Origin of the sequence: Candidatus Clostridium eludens, assembly GCF_045310515.1 — a bacterium.
In the GTDB taxonomy this organism is placed as follows: domain Bacteria; phylum Bacillota; class Clostridia; order Clostridiales; family Clostridiaceae; genus Clostridium_B; species Clostridium_B eludens.
The window spans coordinates 1-24743 of the sequence record NZ_JBJHZX010000052.1 but is presented as its reverse complement, the minus strand read 5'-3'; the positions used below and the strand labels follow the sequence as shown (position 1 = coordinate 24743).

General features: G+C 31.3%; 16 protein-coding genes. All 16 read left to right on the top strand.

Annotated elements, in window-relative coordinates; genetic code table 11:
• Nucleotides 1-189 precede the first annotated feature (189 nt).
• The gene (locus ACJDU8_RS22200; protein ID WP_406794361.1) at nucleotides 190-489 is read left to right on the top strand and encodes an ATP-dependent Clp protease adaptor ClpS; all 300 of its coding nucleotides are present in this window, start codon (nucleotides 190-192) and stop codon (nucleotides 487-489) included.
• Between the two features lie 2 nt (nucleotides 490-491).
• Complete coding sequence (gene clpA, locus ACJDU8_RS22195; protein ID WP_406794360.1) at nucleotides 492-2729, top strand: ATP-dependent Clp protease ATP-binding subunit ClpA; 2238 nt, start codon at nucleotides 492-494, stop codon at nucleotides 2727-2729.
• Between the two features lie 90 nt (nucleotides 2730-2819).
• Nucleotides 2820-3929 carry a YibE/F family protein gene (locus ACJDU8_RS22190; RefSeq protein ID WP_406794362.1) on the top strand — a complete coding sequence of 370 codons (1110 nt, stop codon included), beginning with the start codon at nucleotides 2820-2822 and terminating at the stop codon, nucleotides 3927-3929.
• Between the two features lie 71 nt (nucleotides 3930-4000).
• The gene (locus ACJDU8_RS22185) at nucleotides 4001-4336 is read left to right on the top strand and encodes a hypothetical protein (RefSeq protein WP_406794359.1); all 336 of its coding nucleotides are present in this window, start codon (nucleotides 4001-4003) and stop codon (nucleotides 4334-4336) included.
• Nucleotides 4337-4462: 126 nt separating this feature from the next.
• Nucleotides 4463-7876 (top strand): BREX-1 system adenine-specific DNA-methyltransferase PglX, encoded by a 3414-nt coding sequence (pglX, locus tag ACJDU8_RS22180; protein ID WP_406794358.1) that lies wholly within the window; start codon nucleotides 4463-4465, stop codon nucleotides 7874-7876.
• Between the two features lie 51 nt (nucleotides 7877-7927).
• The gene (locus ACJDU8_RS22175; RefSeq protein WP_406794357.1) at nucleotides 7928-9325 is read left to right on the top strand and encodes an aspartate ammonia-lyase; all 1398 of its coding nucleotides are present in this window, start codon (nucleotides 7928-7930) and stop codon (nucleotides 9323-9325) included.
• Between the two features lie 137 nt (nucleotides 9326-9462).
• Complete coding sequence (gene hydF / locus ACJDU8_RS22170) at nucleotides 9463-10701, top strand: [FeFe] hydrogenase H-cluster maturation GTPase HydF (RefSeq protein WP_406794356.1); 1239 nt, start codon at nucleotides 9463-9465, stop codon at nucleotides 10699-10701.
• 318 nt (nucleotides 10702-11019) lie between these two features.
• Complete coding sequence (locus tag ACJDU8_RS22165; protein ID WP_406794355.1) at nucleotides 11020-11145, top strand: hypothetical protein; 126 nt, start codon at nucleotides 11020-11022, stop codon at nucleotides 11143-11145.
• Between the two features lie 192 nt (nucleotides 11146-11337).
• Nucleotides 11338-11871 (top strand): hypothetical protein, encoded by a 534-nt coding sequence (locus tag ACJDU8_RS22160; RefSeq protein ID WP_406794354.1) that lies wholly within the window; start codon nucleotides 11338-11340, stop codon nucleotides 11869-11871.
• Between the two features lie 76 nt (nucleotides 11872-11947).
• On the top strand, nucleotides 11948-12733 hold the full coding sequence (locus tag ACJDU8_RS22155) for a hypothetical protein (protein WP_406794353.1): 786 nt from the start codon (nucleotides 11948-11950) through the stop codon (nucleotides 12731-12733).
• A 226-nt stretch (nucleotides 12734-12959) separates the two neighbouring features.
• Nucleotides 12960-16235 (top strand): SNF2 helicase associated domain-containing protein, encoded by a 3276-nt coding sequence (locus tag ACJDU8_RS22150; RefSeq protein ID WP_406794352.1) that lies wholly within the window; start codon nucleotides 12960-12962, stop codon nucleotides 16233-16235.
• A 350-nt stretch (nucleotides 16236-16585) separates the two neighbouring features.
• Nucleotides 16586-18205 carry a ribosomal protection-like ABC-F family protein gene (abc-f, locus tag ACJDU8_RS22145; protein ID WP_406794351.1) on the top strand — a complete coding sequence of 540 codons (1620 nt, stop codon included), beginning with the start codon at nucleotides 16586-16588 and terminating at the stop codon, nucleotides 18203-18205.
• A gap of 46 nt (nucleotides 18206-18251) precedes the next feature.
• On the top strand, nucleotides 18252-18731 hold the full coding sequence (gene rlmH, locus ACJDU8_RS22140; protein ID WP_406794350.1) for a 23S rRNA (pseudouridine(1915)-N(3))-methyltransferase RlmH: 480 nt from the start codon (nucleotides 18252-18254) through the stop codon (nucleotides 18729-18731).
• Nucleotides 18732-19308: 577 nt separating this feature from the next.
• Nucleotides 19309-22617 (top strand): type I restriction endonuclease subunit R, encoded by a 3309-nt coding sequence (locus ACJDU8_RS22135; protein ID WP_406794349.1) that lies wholly within the window; start codon nucleotides 19309-19311, stop codon nucleotides 22615-22617.
• Nucleotides 22618-22637: 20 nt separating this feature from the next.
• Nucleotides 22638-24134 (top strand): type I restriction-modification system subunit M, encoded by a 1497-nt coding sequence (locus ACJDU8_RS22130; protein WP_406794348.1) that lies wholly within the window; start codon nucleotides 22638-22640, stop codon nucleotides 24132-24134.
• Between the two features lies 1 nt (nucleotide 24135).
• Nucleotides 24136-24743, top strand: a 608-nt coding sequence (locus ACJDU8_RS22125; RefSeq protein ID WP_406794347.1) for a restriction endonuclease subunit S, incomplete at its 3' end; no start/stop codon positions are given.

Below are 24743 nucleotides of genomic sequence, written 5' to 3'. Positions count from 1 at the left end.
TCTGCTTTATTGTACAAGAAAAGAACCTATATAAATAGTCTTTTTTAAAGTGTCTATTATATAGGTTCCATTTTATTAAAATTACAGGGCTTTTATTCGAAAATTTAAATATTATACACTTTAAATTTAAATTGTGTTAAAATAATTTTAAGTACAGTATATTTTTAAAAGCTTATGGGGTTGTTGAAAATGCCGCAAAAAACTGTTATAAAGCAAAATTCAAAATTTGAAATTAAAAAACCACCTATGTATAAAGTGATTATATACAATGATGATTACACCACTATGCAATTTGTAGTAGATATTTTAATTAAAATATTTAAAAAGAGTGCTGTAGAGGCTACGCAAATAATGTATGATGTTCACAGGAAAGGTATAGGCATAGCTGGCATATATGTTTATGATATAGCTGCTACTAAGACAGCGCAGGCTATGAGTATGGCAAGAAATAGTGGATTTCCACTAAAATTTAGTATGGAAGAGGAATAGTTATGAAGTTAGATAAAATAGTAAATGAAATTATAACTGCAGCTTATAATGAAGCAAGGTATTGTAAACATGAATACTTTACTCCTGAACATGTATTATATGCTGCATTATTTTTCCCGGAAGGGATAGATATAATAGAAAGCTGTGGAGGTAACGTTAAAAATATTAAAAGAGATTTATTACAGTATTTCAATGACAATATAGAAATTACAGAAAAAAAAGAACCCCTTGAAACTATAGGCCTTCAAAATATATTGACTTCTGCAGGGGAACATGTTTTAGCTGCAGAAAAAGAAGTGATAAAATTGGGAGATATTTTTATATCTATATATGATGAAGAACAAAGTTTTGCCAGTTTTTTTCTTAGAAAACAAGGCATAAGGAGAATAGATATATTAAATTATATAACCCATGGAATTTCAGCAACTATGTTTGATTATAATATTGAAGAAGATTCTAAATATTTAATGGATGAAGAAGATGCACCATGCCCTCTAAACATAGGAGATTTTGCAGTAGAGCTTACTGAAAAGGTTAAAAAGGAAGGTATTGATCCACTAATCGGAAGAGAAGATATACTTTATAGGACCATACAGGTACTTTCGAGGAGAACTAAAAACAACCCCATTCATGTTGGAGATCCAGGTGTAGGCAAAACTGCAATTACAGAAGGACTTGCAAGATTAATTGTGGAAAATAAAGTTCCTAATCTATTAAAAGACAGTAAGATATACTCTCTAGATATGGGTTCCATTTTGGCAGGAACCAAATACAGAGGAGATTTTGAAGACAGAATAAAGAATACTTTGAAAAAAATTCAAAAGGAAGAAAAACCTATTGTATATATAGATGAAATTCATACCATAATAGGAGCAGGTTCAGTGTCTGGTGGTTCTCTGGATGCAGCTAATATTTTGAAACCTTTTTTAACTGATGGCAAGATTAAATTTATAGGTTCAACTACTTATGATGAATATAAAAAGATATTTGAAAAAGATAGGGCACTAGCGAGAAGATTTCAAAGGATAGAAGTGACTGAGCCTACTGTAGAGGATGCTTACAATATACTTTCAGGTATAAAAACACAGTATGAAAAATTTCATAATGTAACTTATAAAGAAGAAGCTTTAAAGGCAGCGGTGGATTTATCTGTGAAATATATAAATGACAGATACCTTCCGGATAAGGCCATTGATGTAATAGATGAAACGGGAGCTTATGTAAGACTTCACAGCAGCAATGATGAAAAAATAGTTATTGAAAAAGTTCATATAGAAAAGACAATTTCAGCCATGGCTAAAATACCTGAGCAAACATTGTCACAGGATGAAACAAGAGTTTTAAAAAATTTAGATGTAGTTCTTAAGAAAAAAGTATTTGGTCAGGATGAAGCTATAGATTCTCTGGTAAGGGCCATAAAGAGATCTAGGGCAGGTTTTAATGAAGATAACAAAACTGTGGCAAATCTGTTATTTGTAGGTCCCACAGGTGTAGGAAAAACCGAGATAAGTAAACAGCTGGCAAAAGCTCTAAATATCCCATTTGTTAGATTTGATATGAGTGAATACCAGGAAAAGCATACTGTAGCTAGGCTCATAGGATCTCCTCCAGGGTATGTGGGATATGAAGAAGGAGGACTTTTAACAGATGCTATACGGAAGACTCCCTATTGTGTGCTGCTTTTAGATGAAATAGAAAAAGCTCATCCGGATGTATTAAATATAATGCTGCAGATTATGGATTATGCAACTCTTACAGACAATACCGGAAAGAAAACTGATTTTAAAAACACAACAATTATAATGACTTCAAATGCAGGTGCTAGATCTGTTGGTAAAGCAATTATGGGATTTGGACATAGAGTTGTAAAAAAGGATGCTATTAATGAAGAAGTAAATAGAATATTTTCACCAGAGTTTAGAAATAGATTAGATGATATAATATATTTTAATGCAATGAATGATCATATGGCATATTTAGTTGCAAGAAAAGTTATGGGTCAATTTGAAGAGCAGCTTTTATCTAAAAATATAAAAATAAATGTTACAGACAAGTGTTATAGGTGGCTGTCTCAAAAAGGTGTGTCACTGGAGTATGGTGCTAGAGAAATAATTAGAATAGTTCAGCAGGATATAAAATCTTATTTTGTGGATAAAGTACTCTTTAATGAGAATATTGAAAATACGGTCACCATTATAGATGTAGAGGATGATAATGTAAAAATTAAATCTGAAGAGTAGTAGACGGATTTATAATTGAAAGGATGAGTTAAAATATTAAAAAAAACCAAAAAAATTGTAATTGTTTTGATATCTCTTGTTTTAATTCTTATGGCTGTATTTTTTATAAGATCATATTTTAATAATTCAGATGAAGACAATGGTCCGGTTCATGGCATAGTCATTAAAATACATTCAAGTGGAGATAAAAATTCTGAAAGATTTTCTAATGCAGATGTTAAAATTATTTCTGGAAAGCTTAAAGGTAAAATAATTACAGTTCAAAATTTTGTAGGCGGGAAGATTAAAGATGAAGAGAGCAGTACTCAGAGCTTTGCAAAAGTTGGAGATGAAGTATTAATTAACACTGATAGGTATAATGAAAAAGGAAATACGGGAGGGGCCTATATTTATGAAATAGTAAGATACAAATATTTGTATAAATTAGGGGCATTTTTTATTGTATCCCTAGTGATTATTGGAGGAAAGAAAGGGTTTAAATCAGTTATAACATTAATTATAACCGGGTTTATGGTGATAAAGGTACTTATACCTCTTATAATACAGGGATTTAACCCTACGATAGTATCTTCTCTTATATGTATTTTTGTAATTGTGGTAAATCTGCTTATAATAAGTGGAAAAAATGAAAAAACTTTAGCTGCTATTATAGGGACTTCTGGAGGAGTTTTAATTGCAGGAGCTATAGCAATACTTTCAAATTTAATAATGAGAGTCAATGGACTTACGGATGAAGAGATGCAGTCCATTATATATACAGCACAGAATGCTAATTTCAATTTTTCAGGGTTACTCTTTGCAGGCATAATTATGGGGGCTTTGGGGGCAGTTATGGACGTAAGTATGTCCATAGCTTCTTCCATAAAGGAAATTGAAAGTGCCAAACCAGATATGACTGTAAAAGAACTCATAAAATCAGGTATGAACGTGGGAAAGGACATTATGGGTACTATGGCTAATACTTTAATACTTGCTTATGTAGGAGGTGCTATGTATATAATGATTATGGTTTCCTCATATTCCTACAGCACATCTATTTCCACTGCTATGGATCAGGATATTATTGCAGCAGAGATATTAAAGGCGTTAGCAGGAAGTATTGGATTAATTTTTGCAGTTCCAATTACCGCAGTTGTAGCTGCCGTATTAGTTAAAAGGCAAAGACGAAAAGCAGAAAAAGTATCTATGGAATCAAGCTAGAAGTAACATTTTTTTATCTAAACTAATATAATACAGTGAAACAAATTGAAGACAGGAGGATGTACAATATCATGGAAATCACTGTGAATTTTTATACTATTTTAGATGATCTTTCTGAAAGTTCAAAGAAGCTCCATAGTCAGATAAAGTCAGATAGTCCCATGTATTTAACTCTTCAGTCAGGGGATTTCATAATACCTGAGGATAATAGCGGAGAGTATTCTGTAGTTAAAACTATAAAACATCTATACAAAGGAGAAATAGATGTATATATATCTAAAATAAAAAGCAAAGATGAAATAATGAATGAAATAGAGGACTTAGCTAATAAGACTATGAAATCAATATTTGAATCTATCAAAGATACATTGAATTCTGACGAGGAAAAAGATTTTAACAAGGCCTAGGCATCTTAAAATTGAAAACACTATTAAATGTCATTTATTTAATGATTTTAATAGTGTTTTTGTTATAATGCATTTTTAAGGAATTAAAACCCTTTGTAATGGAAGTGGAACCTGGAGGCGTAAGATATGAACAAAAATGTATTAAGAAATTTTGCAGCAAAAAGCAGAAGAGAACTGTTTGAAAAAGTAAAAATTAAGGCTATAAAGCAGGGCATAAAAAAGGATTATGTTGAAAATTTAAATTCAGCTGGTATTTATGCTAAGCCTTTAGAAAAAAAGATGTTTAGTGAAGAGGAAAAGTTACAGAGAGAAATAATTATTAATAAAATGGAAACTTTAAATAAAGATGGGGAAGAGGGTTATAACACAGTTATTGAAGAAATAGCCTGTTCCTGGTTCAATAGGTTTATTGCTTTAAGATTTATGGAAGTAAATAAATATATACCTGAAATTTTTGCTGGGAGAAATATTGGCTTTAAAAGCAGGGTATTATCCAGGTGTAATACTTTAAATACATCTTTGCCTTTTATATTTCAGAAAGCAGGGCACTATACAGAATTGTTATTTCCAGAAGGACTTTTAAGTGAAGGAACTTTTGTTTTCAAGTTGGTAGATAGTAAAGTGATATCGGAAGATTCATGGAAGGATGTAGAAATTGTAGGCTGGCTTTATGAATACTATATCTCTGAGGAAAAAAATAATATAATGAGTGCAAAAAAGAAATACACAAAAAAACAAATACCTTATGCCACACAGCTGTTTACACCAGATTGGATAGTAAAATATATGGTTCAAAATTCACTTGGAAAACAGTGGATAGAGGCTCATCCAGAACATCAGGATCTTAAAAAAGGCTGGGAATTTTATATAGAAGGTTCTGGAAATCAGTATGAAATTGAAGAAAAATTAAAAACATATATAGATAAGGATGTAAAAGTGAGAGATATAAAATGTTTTGATCCTGCCTGTGGTTCTGGCAATATACTGGTATATATGTTTCAGGTGCTGTATCAGATATATATAAAGTGTGGATATATTAAAAGTGAAATACCAGAACTTATTATAGAAAATAACCTTTATGGACTTGATATACACAATAAGGCATGCAAGCTTGCCTGTTTTGCTGTTATTATGGAAGGAATGAAACATGACAAATATATTCTTAAGAAAATAGAAAGAAAAGGTATAAAGCTTAATATAGTATCCATAGAGGAAACTAACAGTTTTGATAATAATGATATAGCCTATATATCAGGAGGTAATTCCGGAAAAAAATATAGTATTATAAAAGATTTCATAGATAAGTTTAAAGATGCAAAAATATATGGCTCCCTTATAGAGCTAAAAGATTTTAAAGAGGATTTTTTACTGGATAGATTAGAGTATATAAAAAATATTCAGGAAAAGGATGCTTCACGGGAGAAAAGAAGAAAAAAAATTATTAGGGTTTTGTCAGAACTAATAAAACAGGCTAGAATAATGATAGGTACATATGATATTTTAGTAACTAATCCTCCTTACATTGGTAATAAATATTTACCTCCCCTTTTAGGAAAATACATTGCAAAAAAATATCCAGATGTAAAAAGTGATATATTTTCTGCATTTATAGTATATAGCTTTTCTAGAGTGAAATATAATGGACAGTTGGCATTTATGACTCCATTTGTATGGATGTTTATACAGTCTTACGAAAAATTAAGAAAAAAAATAATTAACTATAAAAATATAACCAGTTTGATTCAATTAGAGTATTCTGGATTTGAAGAAGCCACGGTACCTATATGTACATTTACTTTAAGAAATTATAAAGTTCCTATAAAAGGAGAGTATATTAAATTATCAGATTTTAAAGGAGCTGGAAACCAACCTATTAAAGTTAGGGAAGCGGTGATTAACCCTTACGTAAGTTATAGATTTACTTTGAATCAAGAAAAAATGAAAAATATTCCTGGTAACAGATTTGGATATTGGCTTACTCACAGGGAAATTAAAATACTCAATAAAGCAAAAATAATATGGGATGTGGCATTTCCATGCACTGGAATGCAGACAGGAAATAACAGTAAATATGTAAGGCACTGGTTTGAGATTAAATACCAGCTTATAAATTTTACTGGAGAAAGCAATAATATAAAATATTGGATGCCCTATCAAATGGGAGGAGAAGCCCGAAAATGGTATGGCAATATTTCAGAAGTGATTTTTTGGAAAAATCATGGTCAGAAAGTAAGAAGTGAGGAAGGTTCTCTCATAAGGAATGAAAAATTTTTCTTTAAAAAAGGTATAAGCTGGAAGCGGATAACTTCAGGCAAAAATACTATAAGGATTTTAAATAAAGGGTTTATTTTTGATCAGTCTGCAGATTCAATATTTGTAAAGAAACAGGATGATTACAATTATATATTGAGTTTTTTTAATACAAAGATAATGGAAAATATTTTTAAGTTTATATCCCCAACTTTAAACCTTACAGCAGGAACGGTTAAACAGATTCCTATATATATGGGAGTAGATATACAGGTAAAAGAAAAGATTAATGCACTATGTGAAGAATGTATAAGTATATCAAAAGTAGATTGGGATTCTTTTGAAACATCCTGGGGTTTTAAGAGGCATCCACTTTTGTCAGTGATTGATGAAAAAGAGATATGCATATCTCATGCATTTACTGCCTGGAAATTGTTCACTGACAGGCAGTTTGAAAAGTTAAAACATAATGAAGAAGAGCTAAATAGAATATTTATTCATATTTATGGGCTGCAGGATGAAGTAACTCCAGAAGTTGGGGACAGGGATATTACTATTAGAAAAGCAAATAGAAAAGGAGATATTAAATCCTTTATTTCCTATGCTGTAGGATGTATGTTTGGCAGGTATTCAATTGATAAAGAAGGGCTTATATATGCCGGCGAGGAATCAGACAGGGAAAATATATATTCTGTGCCTTATGTGCCTGATGCAGATAATATTATTCCTATAGTTTGTGAAAATCATTTTAAAAATGATATAGTATCTAGATTTATAGAATTTGTAGCTGCAGCTTTTGGAGAAAGGACTTTATATGAAAATTTAAATTTTATAGCGGAAACTCTCGGGAAAAAGAATGATGAAACAGATGAGGATACCATAAGAAGATATTTTATCAATGATTTTTTTAAAGACCATGTTCAAGTATATAAGAAAAGGCCTATATATTGGCTTTTTACCTCAGGAAAACAGAAAGTCTTTAACTGTTTAATTTACATACACAGGTATGATAAAGATATTTTATCTAGAATAAGAATTAAGTACTTACATAAATTTCAGGATGAATTATGTGAGAAGATGCAGCTTTTAGCGGATATAGTAGAAGGTAATTGTGAGAAAGAAGAGAAAAATTGTGTAAAGAAAAAACTAGAAGCTCTCCGTAAACAAATGAGTGAATTAAAAGAATATGATGAATTATTACGCAATAAGGCTGGTATGAAGATAGAAATAGATTTAGATGATGGAGTAAAGGTTAATTATAGAAAATTTGAAGGATTACTAAAAAAATAATTGTCAATTCTTCATTGTCAATTGTCCATTTAAAAGAGGAGGTTACAATATATGTGCTTTAGAGTAGAGAAGGATTTACTTGGAGAAAAACAAATTGATAATTCCGCCTATTTTGGGATTAATACTAAAAGGGCTTTAGAAAATTTTGAACTGGGGGGAAAATGTGCAAATTTGAATTTGATTAAAGAAATTGCACTTATAAAAAAGGCAGCTGCCATAGTAAATAAGCATTTGAAGGAAATATCTGAAGATAAGGCAGATGCAATAATTAAAGCCAGTGAGGAAGTTATAGAAGGTAATTTTGATGATGAATTTAAGTTAAGTGCATTTCAAGGGGGAGCCGGAACCTCTACAAATATGAATGTAAATGAGGTTATAGCTAATAGAGCCATAGAAATACTTGGTGGAATGAAAGGAGACTATAACCTGGTGCATCCATTAAATGATGTGAACATGTCACAGTCAACTAATGATGTTTACCCTACAGCTTTAAGAATTGCAGCTATAAGGAGTATAAGAAGATTAAGCAGTTGTCTGGCTGATTTACAAGAAGAATTACAGATAAAAGAAAATGAGTTTTCAGATATAATAAAGCTTGGCAGAACTCAGCTTATGGATGCACTGCCTATGATGGTAGGCCAGGGTTTTGGTGCTTATGCCAAAGCAATAGCTAGGGATAGATGGAGAATATATAAGGTAGAAGAAAGGCTTAGAGAAATTAATATAGGAGGTACTGCCATAGGTACTGGACTTAATGCTACAAATAAATTCATATATGAAATAACAGATGTACTTCAGGATTTAACCGGCCTTGGTATTGCCAGATCTGACTATCCTATGGATGTGACTCAAAATTGTGATGTATTTGTGGAAGTCTCCGGGCTATTAAAATCTCTGGCTGTTAATCTTTTGAAAATCTCTAATGATTTAAGAATTTTAAATTCGGGACCTATGGGAGGCATTGGGGAAATTGTCCTTCCTAAAGTTCAATCTGGATCTACCATTATGCCAGGTAAAGTTAATCCGGTTATAGCAGAGATGACAGCTCAGGTAAGTATGAGGGTAATATCAAATGATACCGCCATCACCATGGCAAGCAGTTCAGGTCAGTTAGAATTAAATGCCTTTACTCCTTTAATTGCCGAATGTTTGCTTGAATCATTGGAACTTCTAGAAAAAACGGTTATAATATTCAGAGAAAAATGCATTAGGGATATTAAAGTAAATGAAGAAAATTGCAGAAAAAATCTTGAATCATCTGCTGCCCTGGTAACAGCTCTTGTATATTATATAGGTTATGATAGAGCTGGAAAGCTGGCAGAGAAAGCTTTAAAAGAACATAAGACAATAAGAGAAGTTTTATATGAGGAGGAAATATTGCCAAGGGAAAAAATAGATGAAATAATAAATCCATATCAACTTACAAAACCAGGAATACCGGGAACGTGAGTTTTTTAAACAATTAAGAGTTTAGGATGATTTTCTTTCGTAAACTTCAGAAAATGTGAAATTTTTTTCTTATTATTAAAAAGGAGGTGAATTTTAGTGAGGGTTTGGAACTTATTTTCTCTCACTAAAGATAAAAAATGAATTTAAATGAAACGCCCCGTTCGGTGAGAGTACATATAGCTCTTTTCGGAAGGAGAAATGCAGGAAAATCAAGTATTATAAATGCTGTAACAGGACAGGATATAGCTATTGTATCTGATGTAAAAGGTACTACTACGGATCCAGTTTATAAATCAATAGAGATTCTTCCTATAGGACCCTGCGTCATAATAGATACAGCGGGACTTGACGATACTGGGCAGTTAGGAGAACTCAGAAAGAAAAAAACACTGGAGGTTTTAAATAAAACTGATATATCATTGATTGTAATAGATTCAACTGCAGGGGTTACAGATTATGACAGATATATAATCAATGAAATTAAAAGTAAGAAAATTCCACTTATAGGAGTGTTAAATAAGGTAGATATATCAAATATAAGTGAGAAAGATATTAAAAATATAAAAGAGGAATTACAAATTCCGCTTATGAGTGTATCGGCTGTTACGGGAAAAGGAATAAGAGAGTTAAAAAATCAAATAGCAAATGTACTGCCTAAGGATGAGGATAAGTTTAAGATAATTGGAGATTTGATAAGTCCCGGAGATTTTGTAGTACTTGTTACACCTATAGACAAGGCAGCTCCTAAAGGAAGACTTATACTGCCACAGCAGCAAACTATAAGGGATATACTGGAAAGTGATGCAGTGGCAATAGTAACTAAGGAATATGAACTTAGGGAAACTTTAGAAAGCCTGGCTAAGAAGCCTAAAATAGTAGTTACAGACTCTCAGGCATTTTTAAAAGTGGCAGCAGATACTCCCAAGGATATTTTAATGACGTCTTTTTCCATATTATTTGCCAGGTATAAGGGAGATTTAGTAGAACTCATAAAGGGAGTTAAAGCTGTAAAAAAATTAAAAGATGGAGATAGGGTATTAATAGCAGAGGGTTGTACACACCACAGACAGTCAGATGATATAGGAAAAGTAAAAATACCTAGATGGATAAGACAAATTACGGGAAAAAAGATAGATTTTGAATTTTCCTCTGGTGTATCTTTTACTGATGATATAAAAAGGTATTCTCTTATAGTTCACTGTGGAGGATGTATGCTAAATAAGTCTGCCATGCTTTATAGAATTAATACTGCAAAGGAATTTCAGGTGCCTATGGTTAATTATGGTATGCTTATTGCCTATGTACAGGGAATATTAGACAGAGCTTTAAAACCATTTCCACTGGCTAAAATGATATGGGATGAGGTAGAACACTGAAGATTCAACTCTTGCAAAGAATTTTGCGATTACATTGATTACCAAGACAGTACGCATTCGCTCATTCTCCCCCTAATAGCTGTATAAGTTAATGGTAGGACCGTTTGTTCTATTTAGTTTGTAGAAATCACTTTGCCCCTGATGACAGATGATGGTACTTCCCAATAATAATTATTTAATATATGGTTCCGGATTTCTTCAAGATATGGTTATTTATTATATAAAATGGCAAATATCTATTAAGATTCTACTAATAGATGCGATAAAATAATAAGGTGTGTAGTTATAATTAGTTAAAATATGAAAGGAATGTTTTATATGAAAAAATTTCACATAGCAATATTAAGTGTATGTTTTGTTCTTTTATTTTCTACCGTATCTTTTGCTAGTACAATAAATGAGACAGAACCTAACAATTCAGCTAATGAAGCTCAAACTATATAGATAAATAATGAAGATCCTTCTCAGATTGTTACAGGAAATTATACCAGTCAGTATGTTACTATTGGTAACCTTACAGATAGTACAGATCAGGATTGGTATAAGGTATATTTACCTGCTGATAGTAATACTATATTAGGCATCAATAGTACAGCCCTTAGCGGTACGGGACTTTTTGATGTTTACGATGAAAATTTGAATCTCATTAAAGCAATTTCATACCAAAAAGATTCATCAATTATAGGTCCTACTCCATATTATATAGACATACCAACATCAGGATATTACTATGTTAAAGTATCTTCTCCGTTAAATGGTGGAGGTTACAGATTTTATATAGGTGGACCTGATTATACCTTAGGTAATTATACGTATACTGCGTCAAGTGCTGTCACGTTAACACCAACAGTAAACTCAGTACAAGCTACGTATAATCTTAGTAATATATCTTCTATTCCTAATAATGCAATTGTATATTATGTCTCTATACAAGGTACACAAACTAATATTGCAACCAATCAATATAGAAGTTTAAAGATAGCTGGTGATTCTTCGTGGATTACTACATCTATGTACACATATGTTGCAGATGTACCTGTTGCCAGTAATAAAATTTTAAAGAACCAGTGGGTGTTTAAACTTGATGGTAAGGTATCAACTTCAACAGGATATTTTAAGTTAATTCCACAAATTACATTTGACTATATCTATCCTGTATTACCACAATAATTATTAAGTTTATTTTATAGACAGAGCTTATTTTTATAACTATACACCTTTAAAAAATTATGAAAGGAATTGATTGATGTTGAGGTTGAATAATTCTATATATTCACAACTTACTAGAAATATATATTATAATCTTAGAAAAAAAGAATTAGAATTAATGCAAGATATAAACAATTCATATAAGAAAAAGTTGAATAATTCATCTTCAGAAAGTACAGTAGATAGCATATCTATTGATACTGGAAAACAGCTTATTGTAAATCGAGAACAACTTTCATCTATTACAGAAATACAAGGTAAAAACGTAGAACAGTTTACTGCAAATAATAATGTTCTTAATCTAAATGAAGGTTCTTTTTATAAACTACAAACAAGTTCTGGTACAACAGCTATATTTACAGTTGGTGATAATGGAAATGTTTATATGCCTTATTCTCAACTTGGCCTTGATGAAAATTTAACTTTAGCACCATCGGATTATGGAGAGATAAGTAAAACATCAAGGCTACTTTCAAGCCTTGCACAAGATAAAACTGCTTTTCTTGTTCGTACTGGGGGGTATAGCAACACAGAAATAAAGGAAATATTAAACAGTGTTGGTATTAAGCCTGGATGGTTTGAAATAAAGAATGGTTCACAAACCAATAAATTCTATTTATTGGATAATGGGCTTATATACCCAGAATATCAAGTAGAAGCTGAAAGGCGTGCATTTAGTCAATCTAATTGGTTTGAAGATGGTTACACAAGTAACTCAGTATTTATAGTTGATGGAAAGGAATATAAATTAGATGAAAATGGTCATTTGAATATTCCAGAAGGTGTTGGATGTCTTATGGATAATATGAAAATTATAAAATAAGTGTTTTTATAATAAAGTTAGATACGCTATTGGAAAATTCTATAAAAACCACGTTGCGTTAATTACGGCAAACCGTATCATAAATGACGTAGACTTTTTGTAATTAACAAACAATAAAATTTATATTTATTCCCTAAAGTAATATCTTCATTATAATCTCGGATGTTTAAAATAGCTATTTTGTGGTAGAATGTTTAACGAGAATATAATCAGGAGTGAATTAATTTTGTTTAAAATAAATGAAAATATTGTAAAGAACAGTCTGGAATTGGAAACCTATGAGAATGGTCTTCAGTGCTATAATAATGGACAAATAGAAAGTATGGATGTAAGTATTGATGAAGAATTAAACGTTGAGAGAATATTTATTGAAGGAAAAGTTAAATCTTTTTTAGATAAATCCAGAAAATATCGTGTGAAAATAGTATTTCCAAATGATAATAACAATATAAATTGTTATTGTGATTGTAAAGAATATTATACTTATAAGGCTCCCTGTAAGCATATAGCGTCAGTACTTATAAAGTATACTAGGGAAGGAAATAAATCAGGAAAAAAGTCTTTAGTAAATAGAAATAGCGTATTAATCCAGCAGTTAAGGGAAAGTCTAGTGCCTTCTAAGGTAAAGTTAGAAACTAAACCTCTAAATTTACAATATAAGCTTCAATTTAATATTGATCACAGTGAAAGTCAAGCTTTTCTTGAATTAAAGGTAGGGGAACAAAAACTTTATGTAGTAAAAAATATGAAGAATTTTTTAGAAGCAGTTGTTTTACAAAATGATTTGGAGTTTGGTAAAAACTTTACTTTTAACTCAGGTACTCATAAATTTAAGAAAGAAGATAAAACCATAATTGATATTCTCAAAGACGTATACCAGGTAGATAAGGCTGCAGAGGAAATGACAAGGTATGATTACCGCTATAACAGATCTCCAAGATTTTTAAGTGGTAAGAAAGCACATCTTACGGAAAATAACCTTAAAAGGTTTCTTAATAGAATAGGAGAAGTTACTATAGATTTAGTTATAAATGATAATAATTATACTGAGGTTAAAGTAGTAAAAGAAAACTTCCCCTTGAAATTTAAATTGGATACTAGTAATGAGAATATAATTTTATCTCAGACCTCAAAACTGCCTAAGGCCTTACTTAATGATGGCAGCTGTTTCTTTTATGACAACATAATATATATGCCAACAAATGAACATATAGAGGTGTATAGACCCTTTTACAATATTTTTGTTATGCAAAAAAGTTCTAGAATTTCTTTTCATCAAAGTGAAAGCGAAGAAATAGCTTCTTATGTAATTCCAGCCTTAAAAAAGATAGGCTCAAAAGTACTGGTGGATAAAAAAATCAAAGAAAAATTTTGTGAAGAACCCTTAAAACCCTGTCTTTATTTTGATAAACAAAGCGAAGCTGTAGTTTGTGATGTAATATTTAAATATGGAAATATAGAGATAAATGCATTAAAAGAAAATCAATCAAGGGAAGAGAAGAAGGTATTGGTCAGAGATATTGAAGGGGAAGCTGCTATAGTAGATAACTTAACTGCTTTTCACTTTGAAAAGAATAAATCCAATTTTATTTTGGAGGATGAGGATAAAATTCTAGATTTTATAGGAGATGGTTTAGAAAAGCTCCAGGAACTAGCGGAAATATATTATTCTGATGCTTTTAAAGACATAAAAGTATATACCACTAGAAATTACAAATCTGATATAAGATTAAATGATGAAGATCTTTTAGAATTTACTTTTAATATTGATGGTGTGGACAGACAAGAATTAAAGCACATATTTGAAGCACTAAAACAAAAGAAAAAATACTATAGACTTAAAAATGGAGGATTCATTCCTCTCCAAACTAATGAACTTCAAAATATGTCAGATATGATAGGCTATTTAAATGTAAAGGCTTCAGATTTAGAAAAGGATAAAATAATTCTTTCTAAGTATAATGCTGTTTATATTGATACAAATCTGAAGGAAAACAATATAAACTTTGTGAAAAGAAATAAGAACTTCAGAGAGCTAGTAAATAATATAAAGGATATTGGTGATATAGATTATACTATTCCAGAAAACTTAGATAATGTGATGAGAGGTTATCAAAAGTTTGGATTTAAGTGGTTTAAAACTCTTTCAAGTTGTGGTTTTGGCGGTATTTTAGCCGATGAAATGGGGCTTGGAAAAACCCTTCAAGCCATAGCTTTTATAAAATCGGAGGTAGAGGGAAATGATAAAGAATTACCTTCTTTGGTAGTGTGTCCTACATCTTTAGTATATAATTGGGAAAGTGAAATAAATAAATTTGAGTCAGGTTTAAAATGTATAGTGGTGTCAGGAAGTAAAGAAGCCAGAGAAGAACAGTTAAAAGGTATAGAGGAGTTTGATGTAGTTATAACCTCCTATGCACTTATTAAGAGAGATATAGATGAATATAAAAGTGTAACATTTAGGCATTGCTTTTTAGATGAAGCTCAGAATATAAAAAATCCGGAATCTTTAAATGCTCAAAGCGTAAAATCTCTTAAAGCTGGTGGTTATTTTGCATTAACAGGAACCCCTATTGAAAATTCTCTTACAGAATTATGGTCAATTTTTGATTTTATTATGCCAGGATATTTATTAAATCATAGAAAGTTCAGTCAAAAATATGAGGCACCTATTATAAAAAGTGGAGATAAAAAAGCGTTAAAAGAATTGAACAAACATACTAAGCCTTTTATACTTAGGAGACTTAAAAAAGATGTTATTGAAGAGCTCCCACCTAAAATTGAACACAATATGATAGTGGATATGACAGAGGAGCAAAAAAAAGTATATGCGGCTTATCTTCAACATGCCAAAGAGGAAGTAAGTGCTGAAATAAGAGATAGGGGTATTAATAAAAGTAAAATAAAAATACTTTCTATAATTACAAGACTCAGACAAATATGCTGTGATCCCTCTACATTTATAGAAAATTATAAAAGTGATAATGGAAAAATGGAGGCTCTTAAGGATATAGTAAAGAACAATGTCAATGAAGGCCATAAGATATTATTATTTTCTCAATTTACATCTGTGCTTAAAAACATTGGAGGTATGTTTAAAAGTGAAGATATAAAGTATATGTACCTGGATGGAAGTATAAAAGCGGAAGCTAGAGGAGAACTAGTGAAAGGGTTTAACGATGGAGAAATCCCTATATTTTTGATATCCCTTAAAGCTGGGGGGACAGGATTGAACCTAACATCAGCAGATATAGTTATTCATTATGATCCATGGTGGAATCCAGCCGTAGAAGAACAGGCTTCAGATAGAGCACATAGAATTGGTCAGAAAAAAACTGTAGAGGTTATAAGACTTATTGCCAAGGGAACTATAGAGGAAAAAATCTATAAAATACAACAGAAAAAGAAGAATATAATAAACAATGTTATAGAAGAAAATACAGGAGAAGAAATTTTGCTTTCTAATATGGCAGATAAGGATATAGAGGAACTTTTTAGCTAAATAAAAAGCTAATCAGAGGCAGCTGCAGAGGAAATGAATTAACAGATTTTTGGATGTTTTCTGAAAAACGCTGATTTTTGTAATTGATATTTTAAATTAAATTTAGTAAAATATAATTAATGCTATAGAAAGGGCAAGGTATGTAATTAATGAAAATAAACTAATTCAGCTTTAAATCAAATGGTATTTAAATTTTATGGGCTAGGTAAGCCTTTATTTTGCTGGATTAGTTTAAATGGAACAACAATATAAGTATTATAATAACAGTACTATAAGTTTAATTGTAGTGTATTATTTATGTACCTGTTTTTCATTTATCTTTCCGGCTTTTGCAAAGGAGAGATTTTTTTATGCTTATTTTGGAAGCTAGTGATTTGAGAAAATATTATGGTGACAAGTTAATTATATCTTTTAAGAATTTAAAGATAAAAAGTGGAGATAAGATAGGGATTGTAGGGAGAAATGGCGCAGGTAAAAGTACTCTTTTAAATATTTTAGCTGGGAAAGTAAAAGAAGATGAAGGAACTGTTCACAGGTATTGTGATATTTCATATATAAGACAGTTTTCAGATGAAGATATAACAGCCAATGGAAAAATATTAAAAGAGTTTAAAGTGGAGAAGAAAATTAACAAGAGTAATGTAAGTGGAGGCGAACATACCAAACTTAATATTGCAGCTGCATTAAGTAAGGACATGGGATTGCTTTTGGCAGATGAACCTACCTCCAATTTGGATTATGAGGGTATTAGTGTCTTGATAAAAAAGCTTAGTGAAATAGAAACTTTTATGCTAATAAGTCATGACAGGGACTTTATGGACTCGCTTTGTAATAAAATTATTGAAATAGAAAATGGGAAACTCTCTTTTTATGAAGGAAATTATTCCTGTTATAGAAAACAAAAATTTATAGAAATGCAAAGTATGCAAAATGAATATAACCAATATATAAGTGAAAAATCAAGGCTTCAGAAAGCCATTGTGGATGGAGAAAATAAGTCAAAATCCATGAAAAAAGCTCCAAAGAGAATGGGGAATTCAGAAGCAAGACTTCACAAGAGAGAGAGTAATGAAAAAAGAAAAAAAGTAGAAGGGGCAGTAAAAACTATAAAAACTCGTCTAGAGAAGCTGGAGGTTAAGGAAAAACCAGGTAGAATTCCAGAAGTAAAGTTTGATTTTTCACTGACTAATCCCCCAAAAAATAAAATTGTTATATCTGGAGATAAAATATGTTTTAGCTATGGCAGTAAGGCCATCTTAGATAACACTGATTTCAAAGTGTATAATGGAAGTAAAACAGCTGTTGTTGGAAATAATGGTTCAGGGAAAACTACTCTGTTAAATCTTATAAATAGTCAGTTTAATTCAATATATACTGTGCCTAAGGCGGTAATAGGTTACTTTTGTCAGAGCCTGGATAATTTAAATTACAATAACACTATAATTGAAAATGTAATGGAAGATTCAATTCAAAGTGAAAGCTCAATAAGGACAATTCTGGCAAGATTATTATTTTTTGGTGATGATGTATATAAAAAAGTTTGTGTACTCAGCGGAGGAGAAAGGATAAAAGTTTCCTTTGCAAAATTATTTGTTTCAAAGTCTAATGTATTACTTCTTGATGAGCCCACAAATTATCTTGATATGCAGTCTATTGAGGCTCTTGAAAATATTATTAAAACCTATGAAGGTACAGTTTTATTTGTATCCCATGATAATAAATTTATAAATTCGGTGGCAGACAGGTTAATGTTATTAAGAAATGGACAAATAACAGAATTCCATGGGAATCTAAAAGAATTTGAAGAGCAGCAAGAGCTGAAAAATAACAGCAGCAATTACAACATGGAAAAGTCCATTTTGCAGATGAGACTTACTGAAATTATTTCTAAAATGTCACTGCCAAATTGTCATAAGGAAATGCTTGAAGAAGAGTATAAAAGTATTTTAAATCAATTAAGGCATATTTAAATCAAGTGATTCATAACTAAACAAAATATACGAAAGTGGAGATAACATGAACATTACCATAATTGCCGTAGGAAAGTTGAAAGAAAAATATCTTAAAGCTGCAGTGGAAGAGTATTCAAAAAGGCTTTCCAGGTATTGTAAATTAAATATAGTGGAAGTGCAAGATGAAAAAACTCCTGACAATGCTTCAAGTAGTGAAGAGGATATTATAAAGGAAAAGGAAGGCATAAGAATACTTAAGCATATAAATGACAATATGTATGTGGTAGCTCTTGATTTAAAGGGAAATATGATGGGGTCTGAAGAGTTTTCGAAGTTTGTAGGAAATCTAGGACTTTCAGGAAAAAGCAATATTGCTTTTATAATAGGAGGCTCCCTTGGTACTTCCAGTGAAATTTTAAAAAGGGCTGATTATAAACTATGTTTTTCAAAAATGACTTTTCCCCATCAATTATTTAGAATAATGCTTCTGGAGCAGATTTATAGGGGGTTTAGGATAATGAAGGGAGAACCGTACCATAAATGACGTGGACTTTCTTTAGAAGCATTGATATGATTAGCTTTAAAAGAAAAAATAGTGCTCAAAGTCATATCATAAACTAAATAATTACAAAAAAATATGTTTATTTTTATATAAATTTTGATATAATATAAATAAGAAATACAGAAAATAAAAATAGGGTGCGCTAACACCCTATAGTATACAATTCTAGTTGCTTAGGCAACTGGTATCACTATTTAATATTTAATTTAAAAATAGTAGCTATCCAATTGCGAGTGGGGGCTACTATTTTTTTATTGTCTTAATAAGTAATACTATGAATGTTAACAGTGAAATGAGGAATAATCCTCCTTCAAAAAGTAACATTAAAATGTCATTACTCATTGTATCACCTCCCTTCAAAAGGGATAAGTGATACCAGTAGCCCACATGCAGCCTATTCGATTGTACTAATAAATTATAGCATGTCTGATGTAATAATTCCATAAGGTTTCTTCTACCCATTTTCAGTAATGAAAAAAAGCAATATTTAGTATATAATTTAGATATATGTAAAAAAGTTCAATGGATATTTTAAAACACAGACTAAGGGGTTGGGTATATGTTAAATTTTTCATTTTTGGATAAAAAATGGCCCATATTAGCTAAACTTGGGACCCAGGCAGAAAGTTACCTGCATAGCGATAACAATGCTACAATGTTAAAAATGCGTATGTTTGGGGAAAAAATAATTGATTATATATTGGTAATGTATAAGGTAGAGGCAGGTAAATTTGCCACACAGGATGACAAGATTAAACTTTTGAGGACTACAAGTATAAATAAGGCCATTCCAGATTTGTTTGATATAGTAAGAAGGTTTGGAAATAAAGCAAACCATGACGGATATGAAAACAAAAAGTATGCACTAGAATGTCTGGTTTCTATGTATAAAATAGCCGCATGGCTTTATATTAGGATTACAAAGGATACTTCAATTAAACCTTTAACATATAAAATACCAAAACGTGAGCAAGTTAGTAATAAGGCTTATGATATAGAGGCTTATGATAAAGAAAAAGAAAAGATTAAAGAAGAACATACTAAAGAGGTAACAGCTGTAAAAGAACAAATGGCTAACTTTGTTCAAACTGGGGAAGACAAAAAAGTACAAAAAGAGGTTGAAAGCACTTTAGAATTTGATGAAGCACAAACAAGGAAGAGACTTATTGATATAATGCTGAAAGATGCAGGTTGGGATGTAAATAATAAGGAGTCAGTAAAGCTCGAGTTACCTTTAGAAAATCATAAGGGAAAAGGCAAAACAGGATATGCTGATTATGTACTCTTTAATAAAAAAGACAAGCCTGTAGCAGTGGTTGAAGCTAAAAAAACTTCCGTAGATCCTATAATTGGCAGACAACAGGCTGTGGAATATGCAAATAGTATTGAAAAGATATACAATACACGTCCTATAGTTTTCTATACCAATGGGTATGAAATATATATGTGGGATGATAATTACAGCCAGCCTAGGCAGATTTGGGGCTTTTATACTCTGGAGGATTTAGAGGAATTGTTTTTCAAACATAGATATAAAAAGGATTTAAACAAAATTCAAATAGATAGAAATATAGCTGGAAGGCCGTATCAAATAGAAGGCATTAAGAGAGTTTATGAAAGGTATCAAAGTGGAAAAAGAAAAGCTCTCCTAGTAATGGCTACAGGTACGGGAAAAACCAGAACGGTAATTGCCCTGACTAAAGGGTTAATGGAGGCAAACTGGGTCAAAAGAGTTTTATTTTTGGCAGACAGAGATGAATTGGTAAAACAGGCCAAGGAGGATAAAAACAGTTTTAAAACTTTTATGCCGGAGGAAATATCCTGCAGATTTACTGGAAAGAATTCAGACAATAGAGAAGCTACCCTGTATTTTTCAACTTATCAAACCATGATAAATTATTATAGGGAGTTTAGTGTTGGATTTTTTGACCTCATAATATGTGATGAATCCCACAGGAGCATTTATAAGGTATATAGGGATATTCTTGAATATTTTGATTCCCATATAATAGGATTAACAGCTACACCGGTGGATTTTATTGAAAGAAATACTTTTAACTTATTTAGTTGTGATAATGGGGATCCAACATTTAATTTTCCTATAGAAGATGCATGGAATCATGTACCACCATATTTAATTGAACCCAGGGTTATAGATACCACTACAGACTTTTTAAGAAAAGGTATCAAATACAATGAAATGACAGAAGAGCAAAGACAGCAGGTAGAGGAAGAAGGTTATGACGGTAATGAAATAAATTACGACAAGAAAGAGCTGGAAAAGAAAATTACTAACAAAGATACCAACAGGTATATACTGACTACCTTAATGGAACAGGGTATAAAGGTAGGGGATTATATTGGCAAAACTATAATATTTGCTAAAAACAAGAAACACGCAAATCTTTTGGATTCATTATTTAATGAACTTTATCCTCAATACAAAGGTAAGCTTACAGCAGTAATTTATTCCGATATAAAGGATAAATCTGTTTTAATAGAAAAATTTAAAGGAGAAGACTTTCCCAGGATAGCTATTTCAGTGGATCTTCTCGATATAGGTATAGATGTTCCAGAGATTGTTAACTTGGTTTTTGCCAGGCCTGTGTATTCGAAAGTGAAGTTCTGGCAGATGATAGGCAGGGGAACTAGAAGATGTGAAAATCTGTATGGAGAAGGACAGGATAAAAAGGAGTTTGCTATTTTTGATTGTTACAAGAATTTTGAGTTCTTTGAAATGCATGCAAAAGGATATGAACCAAAACCCCAGAAGACTTCTATTCAATTGAGATTTGAAATTATGTGCAGTCTTTTAGAAAAATTCAAACAAAAGGGAAGATCGGATATATGTAAAGCATTTGCAGCTAAATTAAAGGTGGACATAAAGGAACTACCGGAGGGCAGTATAGAAATTAAAAAGAACAGGAAGAAAATAGAACAGGTAAAGAGAGAAGGATACTGGAACAATTTAAGTGAGGATTTTGTTAAAAAGTTAAAACTTGAAATTGCACCATTGACAGAATGGATAGAAAGTAAGGATAATTCAGATGCGATAGGATTTGATAATTCTATTTATAGAATTATGCTTAATAACATTTCAAATGATAAAGATAATTTAGTAAAAGAAATAAATGATACGATAAAAAAACTTTCAAAACTAAAGTTGAATTTGAATCAATTTGATGGCAAGAGGGAGTTTGTAAAGTCATTACTTCAACCTTCTGGCTGGCAGGATTTAAGCTATGGAAGGCTTGAAGAGCTCAGACTGAGTGTTAGAGAACTTATGAAATATAAAGGAGAAAGCAGTAATACTTTTGTAGTGCTTGATATAAAAGATACAGGATCAATAACTAAAGAAATTAGTGCTGCTTCAGTACTCTATGGAAGCAATATGGAACCTTATGAAAAGAGGGTAAGAACTGCCATAGAGGATAAATTAAAGGATCAAATTATAATTCACAAGATTAGAAAGGGTGAGAAGTTGTCTCAAGGTGAAATACAAAACATATATTCCATATTTGATGAAGATTTTGTATACAGTATTGACGAGCTTTCCACAAAAACTGATATTGATAAGGAAGATATAATTGGTATAATAAGAAAATTTGTTGGTGTTGACCAGGATGAAATCAATAAAAGATTTGAAAGTTTCATTCAAAAACACCATAATAAAATGAATTCAACACAAATAAAAACCTTAGAAATAATAAAAAATGATATTGCAAAGAATAGGGGAATATCCTTTGCAGCATTATTTGCAGAACCCTATACAAATTTCAACCAAAATGGTGTGGATGGCATATTTGGAAAAATGGCGGATGATGTATTTGAATTGATCGCACCCTTTAGGGCATGGTATATTTCTTAGGGAGGAAAGGAACAGGACAAATGTTAAACAGCGAGATAAAAAGTAAAATTGATAAACTATGGAATAATTTTTGGTCAGGGGGAATATCTAATCCATTGACTGTAATAGAACAGATATCCTATCTTTTGTTTATTAAAAGATTAGATGATATTGATAATTCAAAGGAAAAAATGGCAAATAGAATTGGTAAACCCTATACTTCAATATTTCCAGAAGAATTGATGAAGTGGAGTAATTTTAAGCATTTGGATGTAAATGAAATGTTTGATATGGTGTCACAAAAGGTTTTTCCATTTATAAAAAATATGGGGGGGCGGGATTCCAGTTTTACAGCAGAGATGAAGGATGCCGTATTTATGGTACCCAAACCTTCGCTGCTTCAGGAATCCATAAGAATTATTGACGGGATAAATATGGAAGATGCAGATACCAAAGGTGATCTTTATGAATATTTGCTTTCTAAACTTTCGGTATCAGGGGTGAATGGCCAGTTTAGGACACCAAGACATATTATAAGAATGATGGTGGAGCTAGTAGATCCTACAGCAGAAGATAGTATATGTGATCCTGCCTGTGGAACAGCAGGATTTTTAATAAGTTCACTGGAATACATATTAGAAAAATACACAAAGCCTGAAAGTGTATTCAAGGATGAAGAAGGTATTGTCCATAATAGGATTGGGGACATGATGGGCAGTGAAGAATGGGAACATTTCAGGACTTCTATGTTTTATGGCTTTGATTTTGATCCATCCATGGTTAGAATAGCTTCTATGAACTTGATGCTTCACAGTATAGAAAACCCTAATATAATACAAAGTGACAGCTTATCTAAAAGATATGAAGAAGAGAACAAATATACCTTGGTTCTGGCAAATCCTCCCTTTAAGGGAAGCATAGATAAGGGAGATATCAGTAAATCCTTGGTTAAGGGTGCAAGTACTACAAAAACAGAACTTTTATTTATCAAACTTATAAATAGAATACTGGACTTGGGAGGCAGGTGTGCAGTAATAGTGCCAGATGGAGTACTGTTTGGCTCCACTAAAGCCCATAAAGAGATAAGAAAAGATTTAGTGGAGAATAACAGACTAGAAGGAGTCATATCCATGCCTTCGGGGGTGTTTAAGCCTTATGCAGGAGTTTCTACAGCCATACTTATGTTTACAAAGGGTGGAGAAACAAACAAGGTGTGGTTTTATGATATGACAGCAGATGGCTTTTCACTAGATGACAAGAGAAATCCTATAAATGACAGTGATATACCGGATATCATAAAAAGTTTTAAAAAAGTAAAAAAAGAGGACACACTGGAACCTAATAAAGAAGATAAATGGTTCTGGGTAGAAAAGGAACAAATTGCAGCCAATGATTATGACCTATCCATAAATAAGTATAAGGAAATAGAATATGAAGAAGTAGAATATGAAAAACCACAGGTGATTTTAGAAAAGATTGAAGCTTTGGAAAAAGAAATATTAAGTGGCATAGCTGATTTAAAAGGAATGGTGAGGTAGTATGAAAGAGAGGAAATTGCCTGAGGGATGGCAATTTAGATGTTTAGATAATTGTTATAACATAAAGAAAGGAAAAAAGGTTGAATTAATAGAAGAATATTCTAAAGAATTAATAAGATACATACAGATAGATGATTTAAGAAACAATGATAATATAAAATATTGTAATAATGATAAAACTTATATTAAAGCAAATAAAGAGGATATAATTATTGCATGGGATGGTGCAAATGCTGGAACGATAGGATATGCATTAGAAGGTGCTATAGGAAGTACTTTAGCTATTTTACGGTCTAAGGTTAAGTATATAAATACTAAGTTTATAGGAATATACTTAAAATCAAAATTTAGATATTTAAGGGATAATTGTACTGGGGCTACAATTCCTCACATACAAAGAAAAATATTGGAGAATATTTTGTTGCCTATTCCACCCCCAGGAACTCAAGAGAAAATAGTTCAGGTTTTAGAAAAAGCTGAAAAGGCTTTGGAAAAGAAAAAGGAAGCCATCAGGCTTCTGGATGATTTAGTTAAATCGAGATTTATCGAGATGTTTGGGAATCCGTTTAGTAATTCTAAAGGTTGGAATAAAGACACTATAGGAAGTGT